We start from the raw sequence: 23,699 nt of genomic DNA, 5'->3' as shown, positions 1-23,699 counted from the left end.
GCTCGCTTTTTTCATTTTCTGTTTTCTGTTTCGTTCGACGATTAATCGCTATGACTGAACGTTATAAATAAACGCTATAAACGGCCATTGAAATCCAATGAATAATGCCCTTTGCTATCTGGGTTACCCAGCCATTGCAACTGGCTCGATAAACTCGTCGGAAAATTAGCTTCTGGTTTAAACCAACCCTTGGCACTGTATGTCAGCTGACCATTGGTCGCTGCGTCTAATTGCCCTTCAAACTCCGCGCTGACTTGCTCACTTTCCTGCTTCGCATTAATCGAGACGACGTTATCTTGGCAATCAATGTTCGCCACAACAGAGCCAAGCGCCAGTTCAGCTAACGGGGTTGTCGCGTTGTTACCACTCCAAACCACGGTTCCTGTGCCGCTCTGACAATACGGCATCGCATGCTCAAGTTCGATAATGGAAACCTCGAGTTGGCCTTCAAGATCCACCGGCAGTGGCAAAGACAGCTGATCAATAGCAAACTGAGCCGGAACAGAAGCAATCACGTCTTTGGCATAGGCGCCAGAAAAGCCATAACCAACTACACCTCGCCCTCTCAGCCCTATCTCGCTTCCTTGCCCAAAACGAGTGGTCACTTGAACTTTACCCATCAGCAGTTGGGCGGCATTGACTGTCCAGTTAACTTGGCCCAGAGAAGTCCCCTGCCAACTGACACGCTCCGCGCTGCCTTTCCATATTGAGCCTTGCGTCCCCTGCACCACTAAACCTTGTGGCAAAGACACCGCTTGCAAAACATATTGAGCTGGCATGTGGACAATCAGGCTCACGATAAGCGTGACAATCAAAAGCAATGAAATCAGAATGATGCGCTTCATTATCCACCTCGCTTAAACTGCAAACGCTTGACATCGACCATGCCATCCTGATCGGTGCGTGCTACATCCAAATGTTCAACATCAACACCTTGTTGCTCTTTCAGGTAGGTAATCCAACCAATCAACTGATTAAACTCTATCGGTTGTACCCAAACTTGAAACATGTCATCTCTCGGCTGGATACGAATAAGCTCCACTTTAAACCGACTCGCCGAAGAAGAAATTACCTGATTAAGGGGCTCGGATGTCGTCACTAACCCACTTTGTGCTCGTAATTGAGTAATTTCATCCGCTTTATTTTTCACCCAGTTAAGCAGTTGCTGTTCACTGTTAACCTTATTTTGCGCTTGTAAGCTTCGTTGCTGTATTGGCTCTAGAATCCCCCAGTACCCAACCCCAACGACTAACAATCCCGTACAGATCATCACTAGACGTTGCTCTCGAATACTGATGCCTTGCCACCAAAGCCTAAAAGACGTGACCAGTTTACTCATCATCAATCTCACTATCTCTTCAACACAAAGCTGCCATTAACCCACTCACCCGAGCGGCTTAACTGACCTTGTTCTACTTCAAAATGCTCAGCAAACTTAATTCTAACTTGTTCAAAGCTTTGAAAATCTTTACTTTTCGCTTGAATTCTAACTTCATTTCGATTGCCATCGTAACGAATACTCAGCAACGTCATCGAGCTATTGGCTTTCAATGAATCTGGAATTTGATTCAGCCAATCCAGTATTGGAGAGCCACCACCGCCACCGGATAAACGGGTCGCTTCATCGTTCATCTGGCGTTTTAAATAGCTCACCGTCGGGATTCGGGTTTTTCCGGGTAACGCCTCACGGAATATACGTTCGCTTTCGGCTCGATAAGCTTCGGCTTTGGCTTCATCCTGAGAAATTTGCAAACCGTACTGACCGACAAACACTGCGCCAATAACCGCTGCGGCAACGGCGGTTTTTTTCCAAATAGACCAGTACTTTAACAGGGATGAATTAGGCTTAAACTCCCCGCTCAATAACGTGACTTTCGAGCCAAGTGCGCCTTCGGTAAGCAGCTGCATAATCAGTGGCCCATCGACACTTTGCCACGATTGCTCACTATCCAACTCTAGTGGCGGCAAAGGACTGTAAGAGGTTAAGGGTAAGTACTCTTGCCCCTCTTTTACCCAGTCAGATGTCGTTAAGGTTTCAAGCCAAGGTGCAGGTAAACTCAGCCCTAAACTGTCGCCTTTTCGAACTAACCAATGTTGATCAATATTCGCCGCAGTAAGCTCACCAAGTCTCGGTAATGCGAGTACATCTGGCAGCACTTTACTGACATTTATCCCAGCGAGTTTAAGCTCGTCCAAACACGCTTTTAACCAACGTTTATCGACGGCAGCGATACAGGCTTTCTTCGCTTGCTTGCTTAATACGGTAAAATGAAGCTCATCAACATCTTGGGCAATGTCATCTTCCAATAAGTAAGGAAGCATTGATTCCAATTGACGCGATGATCCTGCTGGCATGTCGACTTCAGCTAGAACGATATCATCGCTCGATAGCAACACGATTCCTTGTCTTTGCTCTGCATATCCAGACAGCTCGCCCAGCTCTTCCCATCCATTGAGTTCACCGCTGGCAATGATCTCACTTTGTGTTGTTGACCAAACTAACCACTGAATCTGTGCGTTTTTATCACTACTCAGTCGAACTGTCAGAAACTCGCTCACTGAACCCTCCAAAGCGACGGCGAATGACCGTTGCTGTTTCTCGATTATCACTAAATAATAGACTTCGAATGCGTACTCGAGAGTCATTCACTAATACTTCTGCATCCGATTCAAAATAGGCACTATCCACACTCAGATAGGCTTGAGCTTCCTTGCGAACACTTTCTTCAATAACACTAATGCTACTTTCTGCCATAAAATCCTCAACCGATGCCCAACCATCAAAAGGCCTAGACTCAATCAATGAAATCGCATCTTGTTGATTCAAATGAGGCTGAAACATCGCCACCAATAACGCCGATTGATCGGCATTGATTGTGTTGACATTTAAACGCCAATCATCACTTGGCAAAGCGCAAATATAGGGCGCAACCTTTTGCATGACATCCCCAGAAACCTGCTGTATTGATCTCAGTTCACTGGTATCAGCAATAAAACCGTTAGCCGCCATATACGCAGGTGACAGTGATTCATAATAGCTGTCACCCACACCCTGCGATGACTGTACCGAGGACTCTTGATTGATAAACTCCCATGTAGAATCCGCAATCACTTCCGCTTGGTAATTGTCCACCTCCACTTCTTCCAGCAAGGTTTGCCAAAACCGGATTAAATACGGTTTTTCTATCTGAGAAGACGAAAGCGTTACCCGAGAGAAAACATTGAGATTAAAGCAGGCTTGTTTATCCACCATTCGGCCACTCAATGTCCCATAATCTAACGGGTAGGTTTGCTCTTCTAATGCCCAAGGCTGAGACAAATTGACCGTATCGCTGTCTTGGAAACTCTGTTCAATCGCAGCTTTTGCTAAACTTTCTACGCCAATGCCATACCAATAAGCTTGCTGGTAACTGACCTGGTTGCTTCCTCGTTTATATTGTGTGAATAAACGGCTCGACATAGTGGCTGCGAGCGACACCATCACAGCCAGCAGCATGAGAACGATGATCAGTGCAACACCTCGCTGTTTATTACTCGCTTGGTTCATCGCTGTCCTCCTCACCGTTAGGATCGTCATCATCAGAAGAATCGTTATTAAAGGAGTCTCGATCTTCTTGTTTGCTCTCAGTGAGCACTATCGATCCGCTAGCAATGAGGTAAACGCGCTCTATTTTTGCGTAATCAGCCAACTCCAGCTCTAGCGCCACGGCTTCTGGCAGTGTTTGAGCCGCTTCCCACTTATCGCTCCAAGTGCCTTTTGAGTAGAATCGCATAGAGAACGATTCGACATCCGTCAGAATAGGGGTAATGATGGGTTGCTGACCTGCTGGTGTATCAGGGTAGCGCCACCATACTCGCTCTAACGTTGTCTCTTTGATTCGATAGCCAACTTTAAGAATTTCGCCGCGTGGAAACTGTTGTTGTGGGTTATGCCAACCGAGTCGAGTGAATAGCACACCTTTTCCGTCTGATTCTAAAAGATAGTCTTTCCATTGCAGTAGTTGAGCCTCATTCAGCTCACCACCCGCCTCGCCATTGGTACGAAATTGTCGCGTGGCCATTTGTCTAAAATCACTGTCCATAACCACAAGGCTGCGTTGCAATTCTTTCAAGCGATCACCGCGTTCCAGCGATATCGCATTGCTCATACGGACCTGATCCACCACTTGGTAAGCACTCACGCTTAACGCGGCAAAAATAGCCATAGCAATCAGTACCTCTAACAAGGTAAACCCTTGCTGAGCCTTGCGAGCTATCCGTTTACTGCGAAACATAGCTTTACTGAGAAACATAGCTTCTTACCGTTATAATCGCATCGCCCTGTTTGGACAAAGAGGCGCTCACATCAAACGCTTTTAGTAAATCCCCAGCAGTCTTGATAGGGGTGACGGTCCAATACCAGGTTTGTCCGGCCATTTCTGCCGTTCCTTGCTTAGCTTTCAATCCTGATGGATCCAGCATCACCATCGCCATTTGATTATCCACGACCATCGCAGCAAACGTTTTTTCTTCCAAATGGGCAATCGTATTCATGTGCTGACCCACCGAACGAATCACAGAAATAGCCGCCGTGGCAAAAATAGCCAATGCAATTAACACTTCGAGTAACGTCATACCGCGCACCGAATGTGGCCCTGTATGAGCTCCAAAAGAACGGCGAGCTCTGGTCGGCCGTTGCCGAGCTGCGATGTTATTTCTCACTATGTTATGACTAACAATATTCTTGCTCACACGACTCTTACTCATAGTGCTACTGTTCATCCTGCTCTCCCGGAGACAGTAATAGGATTTGGCCATTCTCTTTAATGACCACTTGCCAACCATCCTGTTTAGCGTCTTTATTTTGAGGGTATAGAGCAATGGATACCGGAGTCACTTCCCCACTTGAAAATAGAAATATCTGAGGTGGAAGTGGTTTGTTATCCGTTTCCAAATCAGCAAACATTTCTTCATCAAACAATGAGCCGGGTTGAAATAGACGATCTTTGTCATTCCAAGCATCGCCCCCCAACGTCATTTCAATCGACACGCCTTCTTCCGTAAGTTCAGTCTCTTCCGGGATAGTATCGAGCGCAACAGGCTTCCATTGCCCATTTTCAATGCCCATCCAAATATAGCGAGAACGCGTCTCATCGACACGAAGGCCAAAATCTTTGCCACTCAGTATCGCCTCATCATTGATTAATTGAAGGCGTTGAAATAAGGCTTGAGCCTGCTGCTTCGCATTATCTTGGCTATTGTCAGGTAAGGCTGAAAGTGTTGTCACCACACCCATTGAAATCACCACCAGAACCAATAATATTTCTAGCAAGGTAAAACCTTGTTGTTTGTATTTCATCATGCAGTGGCAACTCTTTTCGCGGTGTACAGTATGGGTGGTCGTTTTGGTAGAGCAGAGATAGCGACTATTTTTTGCGGTGCTATCTCGTCATGCTCATTAGGCTTTATTGGAAATCTTGGAGGTTCCAGTTACCAATATCCGCGTTGACGCCTTCGCCACCTTCTTGCCCATCAGCTCCCAGAGTGAAAATATCCATCACACCATGCTCACCTGGATTTAGGTACTGATAAGGATTACCCCAAGGGTCAACCGGTAAACGAGTCACATAGCCATTTTCTGGGTAGTTGCGTGGCTCAGGGTTACTAGGTTTCGTCACCAGTGCTTCTAACCCTTGATCGGTGGTTGGAAAGGAATGATGGTTCAATCGGTACTTCATCAGTTCACTTTCCAATGACGCGATATCAATCACGGCTTTTTTCTGATCAGCTTGGTCTTTACTTCCGATAAGGTTCGGTACAACAAAGCTGGCGAGCAAGCCTAAAATCACGACCACGACCATGACTTCTAAAAGCGTAAAGCCTGACTGTTTGTTCATTTTATGTTTCATGTTTTCTCCAAAAATTGACGCAAAAGAGAGTTGTTATACCCATCAAATATAAGTGGTTAAAAATAGCGTAGGAAAATGCTTGATAACAAGGCAGAACCTTTCAATAAGCAGTTGTTTTGCAATCAAAAATTCTAACGCGATTATCGAGTATTCTAACAAACTAGGATGACCCATTATTGACTACGATTGGTACTCATTAACTCATCAAATTATTCATTTCTAAAATTGGCATTAAGGTTGCCATCACGATAAACAACACTAAACCCGCCATTAAAGCGATAAGCATTGGGGTAAAAATGCCAAGAGCAATATTTACGGTTGCTTCAAACTGAGTGTCCTGGTTATCAGCAGCGCGAGTCAGCATGCTTTCAAGCTCACCACTTTGTTCACCACTGGCAATCATATGCAGCATCATCGGCGGAAAAAGTTTGGTTTGGTCCAGGGCCTTTCTTAAGCTGGTTCCTTCTCGAACATTCTCGGACGCTGCGATGACTTGCTGCTTGATGTACTGATTCGACATCACATCCACGGCCACTTTCATCCCATCCAAAATAGGAATGGCGCTCGATGTACAAATCGAGAGAGTTCGAGCAAATCGCGCCGTATTCAGCCCTTTAATGATCTTGCCAACCAAGGGGAAGGACAGCAGAGTTTTGTCCCAAGCCAATCGAATATCAGGCTTGGTCAGTAACCACTTTACCAAGACAATGAGACTAATGACGGCAATGAGTAGCACGATCCCCCACTGCTGAACAAAATCACTGGACGCGAGTAATATCCGAGTTGACTGAGGTAACTCTTGCGCCATCTGTACAAACTGATCGATGATTTTAGGCACCACCGCGGCAAGCAAAAATGCGACAATACTGACTGCAAAGACCACCAACACGATCGGATAGATCATCGCTTGCAGTAGTTTAGAGCGCATCTTTTCACGATTTTCCGCATAGTCGGCTAAACGCTCTAGCACCGAATCTAGATGACCGGATTTTTCCCCTGCCGCCACCATGGAACGAAATAGATCGTCAAATACGTGAGAGTAATCCGCCAGGCTATCAGACAGCGTGTAACCTTCGGTCACCTTAGCGCGTATTGCAGCAAGCATGTTACGAATACGCGGCTTTTCTGATTGCTCTGAAACGGCTTTTAGGCATTCTTCAAGCGGCATACCTGACTGCACAAGGGTAGATAGCTGTCGAGTAATCAAGGCCAGATCCGGCGTACTTAAACCTCGCTTGAAGCTTAAGCCACCTTGATCAGACTGCGCGTTATTTTTCGCACGCGTCTCTGTGACCTCAATCGGCACAAGACCTTGTTCTTTTAAACGAGAGCGTACCTGACGAGCACTGTCTCCATCGATAACGCCTTTTTTTTGTCGGCCTTTATCATTGAGCGCTTTATATTCAAATGAAGCCATTAGGTTTCCTTAGTGACTCGCATAACTTCTTCAATAGAGGTGACACCTTGACGAACTTTCAATAATCCATCACTTCGAATGCTTGGTGTTTGTTGACGCACCGACTTCTCGATGGCTTGTTCACCGGCTTCGCTATGAATCAGTGCCTGAACATTTTCATCCACGATTAAGAGTTCATGAATCCCGGTACGACCTCGGTAGCCTTTGTAATTACACGCTTCACAACCGCACGGTTTATACAGCGTCAATTCGTCACCAGGAACCACATCAAACAGGGCTTTTTGCTCAGACGAGGCTTGATAAGGTTGTTTACATTCACGGCACAGGGTACGCACCAATCTCTGCGCTAACACACCAAGCAGTGAAGATGAAATCAGAAACGGTTCGATTCCCATATCGCGAAGACGGGTGATCGCACCGACAGCCGTATTGGTATGCAAGGTCGACATCACCAGGTGACCAGTTAGTGAAGCTTGAACACCAATTTGCGCGGTTTCTAAATCACGAATTTCACCGACCATAACCACATCGGGATCTTGACGCAAAATAGCGCGAAGCCCTCGAGCAAAGGTCATATCCACCTTCGGGTTAACCTGCGTTTGGCCGATACCATCGATATCAAATTCAATCGGGTCTTCCACTGTTAAGATGTTTCTTTCGTTACTGTTTAGCTCTTGCAAGCCCGCATACAAGGTAGTCGACTTACCCGAACCTGTCGGCCCTGTGACCAGAATAATGCCATGTGGGCGCTCGATTAACTTGCTGAAACTGTCGTGGTTAGGTTTGGTCATTCCCAAACTGTGCAAATCCAATCGGGTTGCATTTTTGTCCAACAGACGCATAACCACACGTTCACCATGAGATGACGGCATGGTCGAGACACGAACATCAACCGCTCGGCCACCAATGCGCAGTGAAATACGACCATCTTGAGGAACGCGTTTTTCCGCAATATCGAGCTTAGCCATGACTTTCACACGCGACACGAGCAAAGGTGCCAGCTTACGACTTGGGGCTAGAACGTCACGCAGCACCCCATCCACTCGGAAACGAATAGACAACGATTTCTCAAACGTTTCAATGTGGATATCAGAAGCGCCTTCTTTGATGGCTTCCCCCAACATCGCATTAATCAATTTGATGATCGGCGCATCATCTTCCGTTTCAAGCAGATCTTCATCCTGTGGTAACTCTTCCGCTAAGGAAAAGAAATCATCGTTGTCTGCGCCGATGTCTTCCATTAACTGACGAGCTTCCGAGGAATCTCGCTGATACACTTCAGTAAGCTTTCGGTCAAACTCTTCAACGCTCTGTTCAACCGGCGTGAACATCACTTTAGCAACACGCTTTACTTCGACGAGCGCTTCAATGGCAAGTGGGGCGACATAGAATAATGTGCAGCCTTGGTCACTCTGCTCAAGCACCAGTTTGAACCGATTGGCGAAACTAAAGGGCAAGCGCGGGACAACGCTATTGTCTAGTTGTTCACTCATTTTCCAGCGTCCATCTGATCAAAAAAGGCTTGAATTTCTGCTGGATGACTGATGTCTTTACCATAGGCTGGCAACACAGGTATGTTGCTGTCTTCCATTAGCTTTAAGCCTTGGTCAGCTTTGTAGAGCTGCTCCGCACGGATAAAGTTGTATTTGCGCTGCGTAATACCATCTGCCGTCATACCGTCACGAATAATGGTCGGTTTAATGAATACCATTAGGTTCTTTTTCTCAACTTGAGTGCTGGTAGACTTAAATAAATAACCTAAGAACGGAATATCACCCAATAGTGGAACTTTAGACTCACTTTCTAGTGCTCGCTCATCAATCAAACCGCCTAACACGATCATCTGACCATCTTCAACCATGACGCTGGTATTGAGCTGACGCTTGGCAAAACGCACATCAACAGCGCCTTGAGCACCCAACACGTTGGACACTTCTTGCTCAATATCAAGCTGTACCGAATTACCTTCATTGATTTGTGGCACCACTTTAAGCTTGATACCCACTTCTTTACGTTCAACAGTCTGGAACGGATTTTCGTTATTAGATCCAGAGGTTGACCCAGTCAGTACTGGCACTTCTTCACCAACAATAAACGAGGCTTCACCATTGTCCATCACCGTGATGCTTGGTGAGGAGAGAATGTTGGAGTTTGAATCGGTTGACACCGCACTGATCAGCGCAGTCCAGTCTCCCATTGCAATACTCACCGCCGCACCATTGACACCCGCTAACGCGCCAGCCAATGCTGTGTAGTCACCTTCTTCTGTTGTTTCGCGCGACTCCCACTTATTCTCACTAGAGTTCCAGTAGCTTTCTGTCTTGGTTGAATCTTTGGCTTGTTCACGCCCAATCATGACATTACCAATTGAAGCACCCGTATTGCCATATTGAACAACAGCACCAGTATCCAAGTTGCCCCATTGAACACCAAGGTTCATACCGTCGCCTTCCGCCATTTCGACGATCAATGCTTCAATCAACACTTGAGCACGACGGATATCCAATTGAGCAACCACATCTTCAACAGCATTCATAATATCTGGCGGAGCAGTGACGACTAATGCATTGGTACCGGTATGAGCGGAAATAACCACTTGATCTCGACTGCTACTGCCTCCTTGCTTCGAGGTTTGTTTTGCTGCCTGTAGGTTATCTGACACGCCTTTAAGCACATCAACCAGTTCATCCGCTTTCGCGTATTTAAGATAAATAACGCGGTTGTTCCCTTTAGACGCCATTTCAATATCAAGCTGCTTGATGAGCTTTTTCAATCTTGCACGTACCTTAGGGTCACCCGAAATTAAGATAGAATTAGTACGGTCATCCGCAACCAATTTAGGCTGCATGAGTTCAGGGGTATTTTTAGCATCCGTACTTTTGTTTAAAGCATCAACGATACGAACCATTTCAGCGGCAGAAGCGTTATTGAGATCAACGACTTCAATATCTTTGTTACCCGCCTGATCGACACGTTTAATGATTTCCGCAAGGCGGTTAACCACCGCAGCGCGACCTGTAATCAAAATAATGTTGGCTGGGTCATAGTGCACCACATTACCCGCCCCCGCATTGTCATTAAGCTGACGCAATAGTGGTGATAACTCTCTGACCGACACATTTTTCACGGCAACGACACGCGTTACCACACTATCGCCTTGCGCACTGTCGTCGCTTACAACAGGGATTGCGGAGGTTTTAGCATCTTTCGATTTGATGACTTTAAGTACACCATTGTCCATTTCAACGGCAGCAAAACCATACACTTCAAGAACGTTTAGAAAAAAGCTGTAATACTGCTCTGAGGTCAACATGTCATAACTGCGCACATCAACTTTGCCACGCACAGAAGGATCGACAATGATGGTTTTTTCTAAGTTTCGACCCACAATATTAATAAACTCTTGAATATCAGTGCCTTTAAAGCTGGCACTGAAATCGTTCGCTGTGGCCATTGGGGCTGCTAATAAGCTTGCGACTAATAACCAAGCACTTTTGTTTAACCAATGCTTCACTTTTTTACTCCTCACGCTGGCGCATTATTGCGTCAGCATTAAAATTCAATATTAATATCATGGGTTTGACCATCTCTCTCGACCGTTAAACTCAGTTCACTTAAATCGGACATAGCACTAAATACCTTGCTCATAGATGCTGGGTCAGTCAGATCATGTCCATTGAGCTGCGTTGCGATATCACCACTTTCGAGGCCAACGGAACGAAATAGTTCCGGCTCTTTTCCTGGTGTGACTCGATAACCGATTACGCTGCCATCGCGTTTCACTTGCGACATGCGAACATACTGGAATATTTTCTGTGGGTCCTCTGAGATTTGCGCGCGAACCGTCTCCAAATCCGAAACATTATCACTCTTAACAGGGTTGTTACCCTGACGATTGACGCTAGGTCTTACCGTGGCGGTGTTTTGATCTGTATTTTGAGAAAGCTTGCTGTAATCAATCCCTGCTAACATCAAGGTTTCATCTCGACCCGAGTTATCAATAATAACGCGATCATTAAACACAGCTTTTAGTTGAACGCGCGTTCCTTCGATTTGTTCATTCAAACCATAAGTAGCCTGGCTTCCACGATTAGCAATAACGGCCAGACTCTTACCAGCATCGCTACTAGCAACCACCCCAACCAACGTCAGATTCAGGCGCGTTTTAGGGGCATCCTGAACCACTGGTTTTTCAATCGGTTTACTTTCTTGTTTATATTCACCAAATAAGTGGCTATTTGTTAAAGAAGAGGTGTCTATTGTCGATTGAGCCTTATTTTGCTTGCTGATCGGCTGCGCCACCCAAGGAGTCACTGAATCCACCGGACTTTGAATAAGCCAAAATATCTTTCCGAGCATCCAAGCAGAGAGAACCAGAAGCAGCACACAGAGTAAAAGACTGGCACGCTGTTGGATCACGACCGAATGCGCTGTCAACTTTTGCAGCCAAACATTTGAAGCAATGTTGTTAGTAAAAAAGTTCTGCTTCACTCCAAAAACCCTTAATAAATATCAATTAAAAATCGCGATTAGCCCATTACGATTAGCATTATCGATCATACAGTTATGACCGTTAAATATAACATAGCGTTATGATGCTATCGTAAATTCACCCGAATATTTGGTGCTTGCCTTGAAAAAATGGCTTCACAACACCATTGTTTATCCACATTTAGTGACTGTTGCCAACACCCAGTGACTGCGCGAAACGCTATTAGAGGTATTTTTCACTATGGGCTCTAACTCTTCAGACTCCAAATCCACATCAATCAGACTCGATAAGTGGCTTTGGGCTGCCCGCTTTTATAAAACTCGTTCCATCGCACGCAATATGGTTGACGGTGGAAAGGTGCAATATAATGGTCAGCGCAGCAAACCGAGTAAACTTGTAGAAATTGGTGCACTTATTACACTAAAGCAAGGGCATGAAGAAAAAACAGTCACTATCGAGAAGCTTTCAGATCAACGGCGTGGGGCACCAGAAGCGCAAACACTCTATATAGAGACAACGGAAAGCATCAAAAAGCGTGCAGATAATGCTGAACAACGTAGATTGCACGCGCACAACCCAAGCCCTGAACGGCGACCTGATAAGAAGCAGCGTCGAAATATTATTAAATTTAAAAATCAATAAGCTGGAGCTCCCTAGATGGCAAGTAATGTATTAAACCGCTACCTTTTTAAAGACCTTTCTGTACGCGGTGAGTTGGTACAAGTGGATGAAGCATACCAACAAATAGTTTCTAGCAAGGAATACCCTGCCGCAGTGCAAAAACTGCTGGGTGAGCTACTCGTGTCCACAACTCTTCTCACCGCAACACTTAAATTTGAAGGTTCGATCACCATGCAACTCCAAGGTGATGGCCCGGTATCACTGGTTGTTATCAATGGCGATCACGAGCAAAAAGTACGCGGCGTTGCGCGTTACGACGGTGACATAGATGAACAAGCGGGGCTGCATGACCTAATTGGTAAAGGCCATTTAGTGATCACGATCGAACCTAAGCAGGGTGAGCGCTATCAGGGTGTTGTAGGGCTAGAAGGTAACAACTTAGCGGAAGTACTTGAAGGTTACTTCGAGCGCTCTGAACAACTCAAGACTCGACTATGGATTCGTACTGGCGAATACAATGGTAAGCCTTGCGCAGCGGGCATGCTGATTCAAGTGATGCCTGATGGTACCGGCACTGAGAATGATTTCGAACATCTTGAGCAATTGACTAACACGGTTAAAAATGAAGAACTGTTTTCATTAGAAGCGAATGATCTTCTGTATCGCTTATATAATCAGGAACAAGTTCAGCTCTTTACACCACAACCGGTGACCTTCCACTGTGGTTGTTCTCGTGAACGCAGTGGTGCGGCGATTATGACCGTTGGTCAAGAAGAAGTGGCCGACATTATCGCAACAGAAGGTTCTGTTTCTCTTCATTGTGACTATTGTGGCACCAATTATTCATTCGATGAAGAACAAGTCAAAGAGCTGTTCATTGAGGCCAATTTAAACACAGGAACGCTGCATTAATTTGCTTAAAACAACAAGCACGTAAAATCCGTTATCAAGCCAGCTCTTCGCTGGCTTTTTTTGTGATCAAACCCAGATAAAACAAGGGCTTCCACCCCAAAAAATCACACTTAATTTCTTAGTATTAATAATTCTTTTGCTCTAGCGCAAAGGTTTGCTTACAGGATATTATAAGTACAGCCATTATGTGATGACACACATAAAACCACACTAGATATATGGTCATTATTTGAGCCATATCCCTGTTTTCTGGTAATTCCGTTGATAGCATGATGAGCAAACAAAAAATAATAATATTACAAATCCCTACAAAATATCCTTACAAGGAGCACCTATGACTGTTATGGAACATACAAAGGCTGCACAAATCGATCTAACTAAGCACGGAATTACTGGCGCAACTGAGATTCTTCGCAATCCTAGTTACGAACAATTATTCGAAGAAGAAACCCGTTCAAGTTTAGAAGGCTACGAAAAAGGCGTAGTGACTGAACTTGGTGCTGTTGCTGTTGATACTGGGATCTTTACTGGTCGCTCGCCAAAAGACAAATACATTGTAAAAGATGCCACGACAGAAGAGCATATGTGGTGGACATCTGACGCGGTTAAAAATGACAACAAAGCCATCGACCAAGCGGTATGGAATGACCTGAAAGCGCTGGTAACGAACCAGTTGTCCGGTAAACGTTTGTTTGTGATAGATGGCTACTGTGGTGCAAACCCTGATACTCGCCTCAGTATTCGAATTATTACAGAAGTGGCATGGCAAGCGCATTTCGTTAAGAACATGTTCATCCGCCCAACCGAAGAAGAGCTCGTGACATTTGAACCTGATTTCGTGGTCATGAATGGCGCGAAATGCACCAACCAAAAGTGGGAAGAGCATGGTCTGAACTCTGAAAACTTCACCGTCTTTAACCTGACTGAACGCATGCAGTTGATTGGTGGTACTTGGTACGGTGGCGAGATGAAGAAAGGGATGTTCGCAATGATGAACTACTTCCTTCCTCTTAAAGACATCGCATCAATGCACTGCAGTGCGAACATGGGTGAAGATGGCGATGTTGCGGTATTCTTTGGCTTGTCTGGTACCGGTAAAACCACGCTATCAACAGATCCAAAACGTGCACTGATTGGTGATGATGAGCACGGTTGGGATGATGACGGCGTGTTTAACTTCGAAGGTGGCTGCTACGCGAAAACCATCAAACTATCGAAAGAAGCTGAGCCAGATATCTACAACGCTATCCGCCGCGATGCATTGCTAGAAAACGTCACGGTTCGAAATGACGGTTCTATTGATTTTGATGACAACTCAAAAACAGAGAATACGCGAGTTTCATACCCTATCCATCACATTGATAACATCGTTAAACCTGTCTCAAAAGGCGGTCACGCGAACAAAGTGATTTTCCTATCTGCGGATGCGTTTGGTGTTCTTCCTCCAGTGTCTAAATTGACACCAGAGCAAACCAAATATCACTTCCTATCCGGCTTTACAGCGAAGCTTGCAGGTACAGAGCGCGGCATTACGGAACCAACACCAACGTTCTCTGCTTGTTTTGGCGCGGCATTCTTAACGCTGCACCCAACCAAGTATGCGGAAGTGCTGGTTAAACGTATGGAAGCCGCTGGTGCAGAAGCTTACCTTGTGAATACCGGTTGGAATGGCACAGGAAAACGTATCTCAATTCAAGATACACGCGGTATTATCGATGCCATTCTTGATGGTTCGATTGAGAAAGCAGAAACGACTTCAATCCCAGTGTTTAATTTAGAAGTGCCGACCTCTCTGCCGGGCGTTGACCCGACCATTCTAGACCCACGTAACACCTATGTGGATCCACTACAATGGGAAAGCAAGGCGCATGATCTTGCACAACGCTTTATTAATAACTTTGATAAGTACACAGACAATACCGAAGGTAAAGCTCTGGTTGCTGCTGGCCCACAGCTCGACTAAAAGCAAAAAACCTACGGGTCTGCATTAGATAAGATCAGCGATAACGTGTTTTGAAATTTATCGCATAACTTATCTTAAAAACTTATCTTTGTTTTAAAACTTAGCTACAAGCCCCTAAATTTAGGGGCTTTTCTATTGAAGCTAACACCGTTTTGTACCAATCTATAGACACTTTAAATGATACTTCTCATTCACACCGGATTAGGCCTCTCATGAAAAAGCTATTGGTTCTCTCGCTAATCCTCATTTCTTTCGTCATTTTTTGTATTGTATCTGTGTTCATCCTCTCTCAAACACATTACGCCACCAGCGCTACGAATTATTTATCTCATCAGTTTTTAGAGGATCGGATTCACGTTGAGAAATTCACTTATAACCCGCCATTTCACTTCTCCTTGGAAGGTGTCAGTTATCAACACCAGCAACAGAATCAACAGCAGAACATCATTTATATCCCTAAGGTGGATATTTGGTTTAATCGAACACCCTATCAACAAAAAAAGTGGGTAGTAGATAGCGTTCTTATTGATGGATTAAGCCTACAGGCATTCCAACCTTCATTTGATTGGCAAAAACACCTGACGGTACACCAAATTGCCTTGAATAATTTTGATGTTTCCTCACAAGAGATCATTGCTCGTGGGGTCAATGTTCAGATCAAAAATCCGCTCTGGGCAGAAAGCAATCAAACGATACCGTTCGGTGTCATCCAATTCAGCACCGAACAACTCTACTATCAAGGTGAAGCGTTCAATAACCTTTTGATTGACCTCGACTACAAGCCCAAGGACAGTACGATTTTTGGGGCTTCATTTGAGTGGCGGAATGCTGAAGTGTCTGGGCAAGCAGAGCAATTTAATCATGGCTGGTCATTAGTTAACGTTACCATCAATAAATTGAGTCTGTCAGAACAAGATAAACTGCCATCGCTGTACACCGATTTCAGCCCCATCTTTAACAAAATCAGTCATATCAATAGCCTTGATATCCTAAACAGCCATTTTGAATTTGACACATTTCAAGCCGTTAACCTAGATGCGTCCATCGAAAATGTCTCGCTATTCACATCGAGCTCAGATTCGTCTCCCGTTTGGCAACAAGAAAATGCCTACCTTTCGTTTAATGCAGAAAGCATGAGTTATTCAGATCAATGGCTCATTTCGCCGATAGCAAAATTGCAGTTTCAACCGAACAAACTCACGATTTCTGAATTTGACAGTGACTTTCTTCAAGGTCGGCTTCAACTGTCTGGGCACCTATCACCAACGACAACGAAGCTTGATTGGCTAAAAGCGTCTGGGCTGAAATTGACCGAAAGTACCGAAAATAGCTTATCGATACTCTCTGCCTATTTTTTACAGCAAGAAGCCGTAACCATTAAACAACTTGATATTGCACGCAGCCAGATCATTCAAATAGAACATGCACCTTTTTGGCAGATATCAGGCGCCAATGTTTCTGGCCGCAACTTAGAGCTTAAACGCAATAACACTGTCGGGTTATGGAGTGGGGAGTTGGAAATGTCAGCTAATAGCCTAAGTTATGATGATACCATCGCAACTCAAGCTATGTTAAATAGCAATGCTGACAACGGCTCTTGGCAATTGGAACGTTTATTCATTCCATTAGAAAGCGGTTATTTCGAAGCATCAGGGTTTAGAGAACTCAACAACCTCAGCCAGCCCTGGCAGTTGATAGCGCATGGCGATGGGCTTCCACTCAAGCTATTGAATAACATCATCCCTTTACCTATTGACCTCGATGGTCAAGTTGAACTCGAACTGAATAGCCATGGTCTGTCGGGGAACCGTGACATGTTTGAACACTCGTTAACTGGCACGCTTAAAACCCATGTTCGTGAGGGCGTCTTAATGTCTACGTCTACACCAGCCAACCGTGATAACAGCACACAAAATCAAACCCTTATTCAACCATTTACCGTGAGCAATCTTTTGGTTCAAGCGGATAGGGGGAGAGTTTCGATTATGGAGACGGAAATTAAAGGCACGGATATGACGGGGGTGATACAAGGCAACATTGATTTAGTGGAACCGACACAGGGAAATATCGGGCTTTCGATGGAGCAAGATTGCCAACAACTGAATGTTGACCTGCTCAACGGCACCGTGACATCCCATCACCAGTGCCCTTAAGCCAACAGTGTCCTTAAGCCAACAGCGCCCTCAAACCGATACAGTATTACACCGCCAATTCTGATTTATAATTCGGCATTAACATGTAGGTGCCAATGAATTCCACCGCGGCTTTCTCGCCGCTATAAATCGTCACATTGATGACAATTCTTGCTTTTCGCCCAGAGGCAAGCCTATCCAAGTCGCCACTGATGCCGTCTAGAGACGTGCTCGCAACTGGATTGAATTCAACCGGATGGCGATAACGAATTCGACTGTCTGCGAGAACAATATCCCCTTGTAATCCACGCTCTTTGAGTAGTAACCACGTCATACCCCATCCCGTTAAGGTGGCCAAGGTAAAGGCAGAACCGGCGAACATGGTGTTATGTGGATTTAGGTTCGGGTTAAGCTGAGCACTGCACTCAAATTGATACCCTGTGTATTGATTGATTTTGATGCCCATTTTGTCGCTGATCGGGATCTGATTTTCCCAACGGTCTTGCAGTTCGGTGCACCACTCTGGTTTTCTGAGAACATTCGCCATAGGATCGAGCGGTTTGACCATCTGCTGATGACGCATTGGGCCACGTTGATCGCTCAACTCACCACGGCGTTCGAAATGGTTCTTCTCATAAAATGCGATGGCGTCTTCTCGCGCATTACACACGAGTCGCTTCACCCCTTCCTGGCGCGCTAACGACTCCAGAGCCACCAACAACAACGAACCCATGCCCTTGCTGCGACGATTGCTTTTCACCGCCATATAACGCACTTGGCCTTCGTCATCAGGGGTGATATGAAGACGCCCAATCGCAATAGGTCGCCCTCGACCATCAACAATCATACGGTGGTGGCTAGTGGAATCATATTCATCACGTTCAGAACCTAGAGGCATTTGCCACGGCTCACGCAACATCTGCCAGCGAAAGTGATAATACTTATTGAGCTGGTTATCTGTTTTGGGGGTAATCAGTTTGAACATTAAATGCTTCCTAGCCTGTCTGTTTGTGCTTGTTGTTCGTCCTTGTATCGGTATCGGTGATGAACCACTAAACCTGTAACCAAAACGTCACCGGACCATCATTCACCAATGACACTTTCATGTCGGCAGCAAATTGGCCACGTTCTGTTGGCAATACCGTTGCGCAAGCATCTGAAAAATAGTCGTATAAACGCTCAGCATCACTTGGGTGAGCGCCTCGAGAAAAGCCAGCCCTTGTGCCTTTTTTGGTATCGGCAGGCAACGTAAACTGAGAAACCACCAGCACTTTACCACCGACCTGCTGAACGTTGAGGTTCATTTTTCCTTCGTCGTCACCAAAGACTCGATAGGTCGTGACTCGTTCCACCAGGCGTTTCGCCTTCGCTTCATCATCGTCTTTCTCAACGCCTAATAACACCAATAGGCCGTGGTCGATTTCTCCAACGACTTCACCGTCAACTTTGACGGCCGCCTCACTTACTCTCTGAATCAGCGCAATCACTCTTGTTGTCCTCTTCGCCCTTTTCTTCTTTAGCGCTTGATTGTAGCACTTCTGAGGCACCAGACCACAGGGCTTGTTCACCCAAAGCTGCCGTTATTTCAGCCCCAATCAAGACAATCAACCAACACAAATACACCCAAACAAAGAGAATCGGAATCGCCGCTAATGCGCCATAAATCAATTGATAAGAAGGAAAATGAGTGATGTAAGCAGCAAACCCCTTTTTGCTCAGCTCAAACAGTATAGCAGCAGCTATCGCACCCACCATGGCGTCCGTCAAACGTACTTTTTTATTAGGCACAAGTAGATACAAAACGATAAAAGCAAAAAATGACAGTAAGAATGGCAGCCATCGCAACAGCAGATTGTAAATACCGCTGATCGCTTCACTATCAATGATCTTTAGGGAGGTGATGTACGAGGTCGCGGCAATACTTGTACCCACTAAAATGGGCCCGAGAGTTAATACCATCCAATACATCGAAAATGAAAACACCGGACGACGCTTTTCTGTTACTCGCCAGATAAAATTCAAGTTTTTATCAATATTTGAAATCAGCATCAGCGCTGCGACAAACAAAAATGCACCACCAACCGCAGTCATCTTTCCGGTGTTGGCAATAAATTCAACCAATGCTCCCTTAACGGCATCACCGGCAGCCGGGACAAAATGAGTAATCACAAAATCTTGTATTACATCACCCGAGCTTGAAAACAGTGAGAAAGAAGATAACACGGAAAGCAATACGGTCAGCATTGGCACAATAGACAGGAGAGTAATGTAAGTCAGGTATCCGGCATTTACGTTGATTCTATCGTGGTTCATTCGCACCAGCAGGTAGCGAAAGAAATTCAGAGAGCTATGTCCTATTGCTTTTATATCCACGACATCTGTCCTTAGTACACCGGGTTAAACAGTAGTTAGGCCATTTGTCATCGCGATCATCGTGCTCTTTACGACTGAAAGACATCGGATCCACATCGAATTTGTACCTGAGCTTTCAACGGCTTTACTGTATTTTTTTTACAGTACTTAATGTTACAGGCTTTTGTATTACCGAGCGACAAATAGATTTTCATCTCAAAATATGACCTTTATTCTTGCACATAGTTCGACAAGATCAGACGACTGGCTTTATTTTCTTAAGTGGGGTACAACTCTTAGACTTATCATTAAAAAGGAAATTTTGATGCCTTATTTAATTATTCTATTGGTTTCATTCTTCACGTTAAGTGGTTGCCAATCCACCTATTATTCTGCGATGGAGCAAGTGGGCTACCACAAACGTGACATTATGGTTGAACGTGTTGAAGACGCAAAAGAAGCCCAGCAGGAAGCTCAACAAGAGTTCACTAGCGCACTTGAAGCTATTTCCGCTTTCACCCAATTTGACGGCGGCGAATTGGAAAAGGTGTACAACGAAATCAATGACAAGTATCAAGACAGTGAGAACGCTGCACAGGACGTCTCTGACCGCATTGCAGCAATAGAAGATGTCTCTGATGCTCTATTTGATGAATGGCAGCAAGAGCTTGACCTATATACTAGCGATAAACTTCGCCGTTCGAGCCAACAGAAGCTTCGAGAAACGAAAACATCTTACAACAGCATGCTGTCTGCGATGAAGCAAGCTGAGAAAAAAATGACGCCAGTACTCAATACGCTCAGAGACAATACGCTGTATCTAAAGCATAACCTTAATGCAAGCGCGGTCGGGTCACTTCAGGGTGAGTTTATGAGTTTAGAAAAAGATATTGGGTACGCTATTCAGCAGATGAACGCCGCTATTGAAGAATCTGATCGATTTCTTAATCAACTTAACCCGCAGTAATAAGAGTTTTTAGGGCTGTTTTTACTTGGTTTTCAATAAACTCAGCTCTTTCACTAATCTCTCCCCAAGGTACCTGAATCACATCAAAGTCCAACTCTAAATAGGTGCTCAATAACTGATCATGTATCTCTAACGCTTCTTCAAAAGGGTGAGGCCTTACGGTGTCTTGTACGTAAATCGACCGCTCAGGTTGACAAAGAAAGACGATCGGCTGATAGCCTTCACATTCCCTCATATAACGCTTCTCGATGGGCAACCTGCCTTGCTTCAAATACGCGCAAATATCTGGAACAGCTCGGTCCATAAATGCGATACGTCGACTTTTCTGCGCCGCTTGCTTTTGCTCGGTCATCAACGCCAAACACAGCTCAGCAAAAGCGCCAAGATTCGTCCACGGCAAAATACCATTATCGAAGCGACTCTGCTGCTCGATTAACATCCGTGAGGCTTCTGTTGCTGTGTAGTAGCCCATACTCGCTAAACACTCAATGATACTCGTCTTGCCCGCCCCTGGACCTCCAGAAATAATAAAAGGCTTCATCGATCTTTGTATTCCATTTTTGCCCTTCTCACAGATACAAAAAAGGGTGAGAAGATAACTTCCCACCCTTTTGATATATCGCTAATTCAGTGATTACGCTTTTGCAGGACGTGCCGCACGTTTACGCTCGTTTTCAGTAAGAAGTTTCTTACGGATACGAATGTTTTCAGGCGTTACTTCTACCAGTTCATCTTCATCGATAAACTCAAGCGCTTGCTCTAGTGTGTGCTTGATAGGTGGTGAAAGAACCTGTGCTTCATCGGTACCAGATGCACGAACGTTGGTTAATTGCTTACCTTTCAGACAGTTTACGGTTAAATCATTTGAACGGTTATGAATACCGATGATTTGGCCTTCATAAACTTCATCCGCGTGCTCAGCAAATAAACGACCACGAGCTTGAAGGAAGAACAGAGCGTAAGTCAGAGCTTTACCTGTTGCGTTCGATACTAGAACACCGTTGTTACGCTGACCAATCACACCACCTTTGTGTGGACCGTAGTGATCGTATGAGTGGTAAATAAGACCAGAACCAGACGTCATTGTTAGGAACTCAGTTTGGAAACCGATAAGACCACGAGAAGGCATCATGAAGTCCATACGTACACGGCCTTTGCCATCAGGAGCCATATCCGTTAGCTCACCTTTACGTAGACCAATGCTTTCCATGATAGCGCCTTGGTGTTCTTCAAGAACATCGATGGTCACTGTTTCAAACGGTTCCATTAACTGGCCATTTTCTTCACGAATGATAACTTCTGGACGAGATACGGCTAGCTCGAAACCTTCACGACGCATGTTTTCGATCAGGATAGATAGGTGAAGCTCACCACGGCCTGATACACGGAAACGGTCTGGACTGTCTGTTTCTTCAACGCGAAGTGCAACGTTATGAACTAATTCTTTCTCAAGACGCTCAAGGATATTACGTGAAGTAACATACTTACCTTCTTTACCCGCGAATGGCGAAGTGTTTACTTGGAAAGTCATGGTCACTGTTGGTTCATCAACAGACAATGCTTCCATCGCTTCAACATTGTTCACATCACAAATTGTGTCTGAGATTTTAAGCTCGCCAAGACCTGTGATTGCAATGATATCGCCCGCATTTGCTTGTTCTACTTCGTGACGGTCAAGACCTAGATAACCTAGAACCGTACCGACTTTACCGTTACGTTTTTGGCCTTCTGCATTCACGATGGTGACTTGCTGGTTTGGCTTAACGCTACCGCGAGTGACACGACAAACACCGATAACGCCGACGTAAGAGCTGTAATCAAGTTGAGATACTTGCATTTGTAGTGGGCCTTCAAGATCAACTTGAGGCGCTTCTACTGTGTCTACAACCGCTTGGAACAATGGTTCCATATCTTCGCCAACAACACCTTCTTCCATTGTTGCCCAGCCATTAAGTGCTGATGCGTACACAGTGGTGAAGTCTAGCTGTTCATCGGTTGCACCTAGGTTATCAAATAGGTCAAAGATTTGATCCATAACCCAATCAGGACGAGCGCCAGGGCGGTCAATCTTATTGATAACAACGATTGGCTTAAGGCCGTGTGCGAATGCTTTTTGTGTTACGAAACGAGTTTGAGGCATTGGGCCATCAACCGCGTCAACGATCAGTAGAACGGAATCTACCATTGACATAATACGCTCAACTTCGCCACCGAAGTCCGCGTGTCCAGGAGTATCTACGATGTTGATGCGGTAGTCATTCCAGTTAATTGCTGTGTTCTTAGCAAGAATGGTAATGCCACGCTCTTTTTCGATGTCGTTCGAGTCCATGACTCGCTCTTCAGCTTCACCGCGAGACTCTAGCGTACCTGACTGCTGTAGCAATTTATCAACCAGTGTTGTTTTGCCGTGGTCAACGTGCGCGATGATCGCGATATTTCTTAACTTATCAATCTGTGGAGTAGCCATGGAATATGATTCACTTATAAAAGAAGCAACCCTCTTAAATCGTGTATTTAATGAGCATTGCTTTATTTGATTAAAAAAACGTCCGTAATGTACCAGATTCTGGAGAAAATCCTAGAAATATGTGATCTATCTCAGCGATTTATTCTTCTTTAATACTAGATGACGAGTTGATTTGAGACAAACTCAACTCAGGTATCCATTATTGTCATTGACATATCAGGCAATTATTGGCTGAATAACCTCTGTTGCTTGATTCATATTGGTGCATTAACTTTATTTTGCACCAAATAAGTGCCAGTACGGATCATTTTGGTGCAACTTTCTTATTGCCCACCAACAAAAAACACATAATGCATTGAAATTAATGGATTAATTTTTTTGGCACGATTATCGCTTTATAGAAAATAGCATCGGTTAATACAATTGAAATGAAATTAATCAATGCTGGGTTTCTTACTTTTATATCGGTTTCTACTTATATAAAAGAA

Annotated in this window: 22 protein-coding genes; 5 read left to right on the top strand and 17 right to left on the bottom strand. The window is 44.9% G+C overall.

Going from position 1 to position 23,699, the window contains the following annotated elements; genetic code table 11:
- Positions 1-74: 74 nt before the first annotated feature.
- From QF117_RS06340 to gspC, 12 genes are all read right to left on the bottom strand, one after another.
- Positions 75-845 (bottom strand): type II secretion system protein N, encoded by a 771-nt coding sequence (locus QF117_RS06340; RefSeq protein WP_282388240.1) that lies wholly within the window; start codon positions 843-845, stop codon positions 75-77.
- A complete protein-coding gene (locus QF117_RS06335; protein ID WP_282388239.1) occupies positions 845-1,342 on the bottom strand; it encodes a type II secretion system protein M in 498 nt (165 codons plus the stop codon). Before QF117_RS06335 ends, QF117_RS06340 begins: the two co-directional genes overlap by 1 nt.
- An 8-nt stretch (positions 1,343-1,350) precedes the next feature.
- Entirely contained in the window at positions 1,351-2,559 is a 1,209-nt protein-coding gene (gene gspL, locus QF117_RS06330; protein WP_282388238.1) for a type II secretion system protein GspL, read from the bottom strand.
- Positions 2,528-3,547 (bottom strand): type II secretion system minor pseudopilin GspK, encoded by a 1,020-nt coding sequence (gene gspK / locus QF117_RS06325; protein ID WP_282388237.1) that lies wholly within the window; start codon positions 3,545-3,547, stop codon positions 2,528-2,530. The genes gspL and gspK overlap by 32 nt, the downstream gene beginning before the upstream one ends.
- Positions 3,531-4,292 (bottom strand): type II secretion system minor pseudopilin GspJ, encoded by a 762-nt coding sequence (gene gspJ, locus QF117_RS06320; RefSeq protein WP_282388236.1) that lies wholly within the window; start codon positions 4,290-4,292, stop codon positions 3,531-3,533. The genes gspK and gspJ overlap by 17 nt, the downstream gene beginning before the upstream one ends.
- Entirely contained in the window at positions 4,279-4,623 is a 345-nt protein-coding gene (gspI, locus tag QF117_RS06315; protein ID WP_282389432.1) for a type II secretion system minor pseudopilin GspI, read from the bottom strand. The genes gspJ and gspI overlap by 14 nt, the downstream gene beginning before the upstream one ends.
- Positions 4,624-4,750: 127 nt before the next feature.
- Entirely contained in the window at positions 4,751-5,338 is a 588-nt protein-coding gene (gspH, locus tag QF117_RS06310) for a type II secretion system minor pseudopilin GspH (RefSeq protein ID WP_282389431.1), read from the bottom strand.
- 106 nt (positions 5,339-5,444) lie between these two features.
- Positions 5,445-5,888 (bottom strand): type II secretion system major pseudopilin GspG, encoded by a 444-nt coding sequence (gene gspG, locus QF117_RS06305; RefSeq protein WP_282388235.1) that lies wholly within the window; start codon positions 5,886-5,888, stop codon positions 5,445-5,447.
- Between the two features lie 196 nt (positions 5,889-6,084).
- Positions 6,085-7,305: a type II secretion system inner membrane protein GspF gene (gene gspF / locus QF117_RS06300; protein WP_282388234.1), complete on the bottom strand. Its 1,221-nt coding sequence runs from the start codon at positions 7,303-7,305 to the stop codon at positions 6,085-6,087.
- Positions 7,305-8,798, bottom strand: coding sequence for a type II secretion system ATPase GspE (gene gspE / locus QF117_RS06295; RefSeq protein WP_282388233.1), 1,494 nt, complete (start codon positions 8,796-8,798; stop codon positions 7,305-7,307). Before gspE ends, gspF begins: the two co-directional genes overlap by 1 nt.
- On the bottom strand, positions 8,795-10,819 hold the full coding sequence (gene gspD / locus QF117_RS06290; RefSeq protein WP_282388232.1) for a type II secretion system secretin GspD: 2,025 nt from the start codon (positions 10,817-10,819) through the stop codon (positions 8,795-8,797). Before gspD ends, gspE begins: the two co-directional genes overlap by 4 nt.
- Positions 10,820-10,857: 38 nt before the next feature.
- A complete protein-coding gene (gene gspC / locus QF117_RS06285; protein ID WP_282389430.1) occupies positions 10,858-11,769 on the bottom strand; it encodes a type II secretion system protein GspC in 912 nt (303 codons plus the stop codon).
- 268 nt (positions 11,770-12,037) lie between these two features.
- On the opposite strand from gspC, the gene hslR reads away from it, so the two are divergent.
- The 4 genes from hslR (at position 12,038) to QF117_RS06265 (ending at position 17,446) form a co-directional block, all read left to right on the top strand.
- Positions 12,038-12,439 carry a ribosome-associated heat shock protein Hsp15 gene (hslR, locus tag QF117_RS06280; protein ID WP_282388231.1) on the top strand — a complete coding sequence of 134 codons (402 nt, stop codon included), beginning with the start codon at positions 12,038-12,040 and terminating at the stop codon, positions 12,437-12,439.
- 15 nt (positions 12,440-12,454) lie between these two features.
- On the top strand, positions 12,455-13,330 hold the full coding sequence (hslO, locus tag QF117_RS06275) for an Hsp33 family molecular chaperone HslO (RefSeq protein WP_282388230.1): 876 nt from the start codon (positions 12,455-12,457) through the stop codon (positions 13,328-13,330).
- Positions 13,331-13,664: 334 nt separating this feature from the next.
- Complete coding sequence (gene pckA / locus QF117_RS06270) at positions 13,665-15,293, top strand: phosphoenolpyruvate carboxykinase (ATP) (RefSeq protein WP_282388229.1); 1,629 nt, start codon at positions 13,665-13,667, stop codon at positions 15,291-15,293.
- Between the two features lie 212 nt (positions 15,294-15,505).
- Positions 15,506-17,446 (top strand): AsmA family protein, encoded by a 1,941-nt coding sequence (locus tag QF117_RS06265; protein WP_282388228.1) that lies wholly within the window; start codon positions 15,506-15,508, stop codon positions 17,444-17,446.
- Positions 17,447-17,492: 46 nt separating this feature from the next.
- Here QF117_RS06265 and QF117_RS06260 read toward each other — a convergent pair whose 3' ends face one another.
- The 3 genes from QF117_RS06260 to QF117_RS06250 all read right to left on the bottom strand — a co-directional run bounded on the left by QF117_RS06260 (position 17,493) and on the right by QF117_RS06250 (position 19,798).
- Positions 17,493-18,410, bottom strand: coding sequence for a bifunctional GNAT family N-acetyltransferase/hotdog fold thioesterase (locus QF117_RS06260; protein WP_282388227.1), 918 nt, complete (start codon positions 18,408-18,410; stop codon positions 17,493-17,495).
- 67 nt (positions 18,411-18,477) lie between these two features.
- The gene (gene dtd, locus QF117_RS06255; protein ID WP_282388226.1) at positions 18,478-18,912 is read right to left on the bottom strand and encodes a D-aminoacyl-tRNA deacylase; all 435 of its coding nucleotides are present in this window, start codon (positions 18,910-18,912) and stop codon (positions 18,478-18,480) included.
- A complete protein-coding gene (locus QF117_RS06250) occupies positions 18,884-19,798 on the bottom strand; it encodes a virulence factor BrkB family protein (protein ID WP_282388225.1) in 915 nt (304 codons plus the stop codon). The genes dtd and QF117_RS06250 overlap by 29 nt, the downstream gene beginning before the upstream one ends.
- 304 nt (positions 19,799-20,102) lie before the next feature.
- Between QF117_RS06250 and QF117_RS06245 the strand changes: the two genes are divergently transcribed.
- Positions 20,103-20,744, top strand: coding sequence for a DUF2959 domain-containing protein (locus QF117_RS06245; protein ID WP_282388224.1), 642 nt, complete (start codon positions 20,103-20,105; stop codon positions 20,742-20,744).
- Here the strand turns inward: QF117_RS06245 and QF117_RS06240 are convergent.
- Together QF117_RS06240 and typA are read right to left on the bottom strand one after the other, a co-directional pair.
- Positions 20,731-21,285, bottom strand: coding sequence for an AAA family ATPase (locus QF117_RS06240; protein WP_282388223.1), 555 nt, complete (start codon positions 21,283-21,285; stop codon positions 20,731-20,733). The two genes, QF117_RS06245 and QF117_RS06240, sit on opposite strands and share 14 nt — an antisense overlap.
- Before the next feature lie 93 nt (positions 21,286-21,378).
- Positions 21,379-23,211 carry a translational GTPase TypA gene (typA, locus tag QF117_RS06235; RefSeq protein WP_017036271.1) on the bottom strand — a complete coding sequence of 611 codons (1,833 nt, stop codon included), beginning with the start codon at positions 23,209-23,211 and terminating at the stop codon, positions 21,379-21,381.
- Positions 23,212-23,699: the final 488 nt, after the last annotated feature.

The sequence above is a fragment of the Vibrio sp. YMD68 genome (genome assembly GCF_029958905.1).
GTDB lineage: Bacteria > Pseudomonadota > Gammaproteobacteria > Enterobacterales > Vibrionaceae > Vibrio.
The sequence above is the reverse complement of the archived record's forward strand: the minus strand, read 5'-3'. Positions and strand labels throughout refer to the sequence as shown.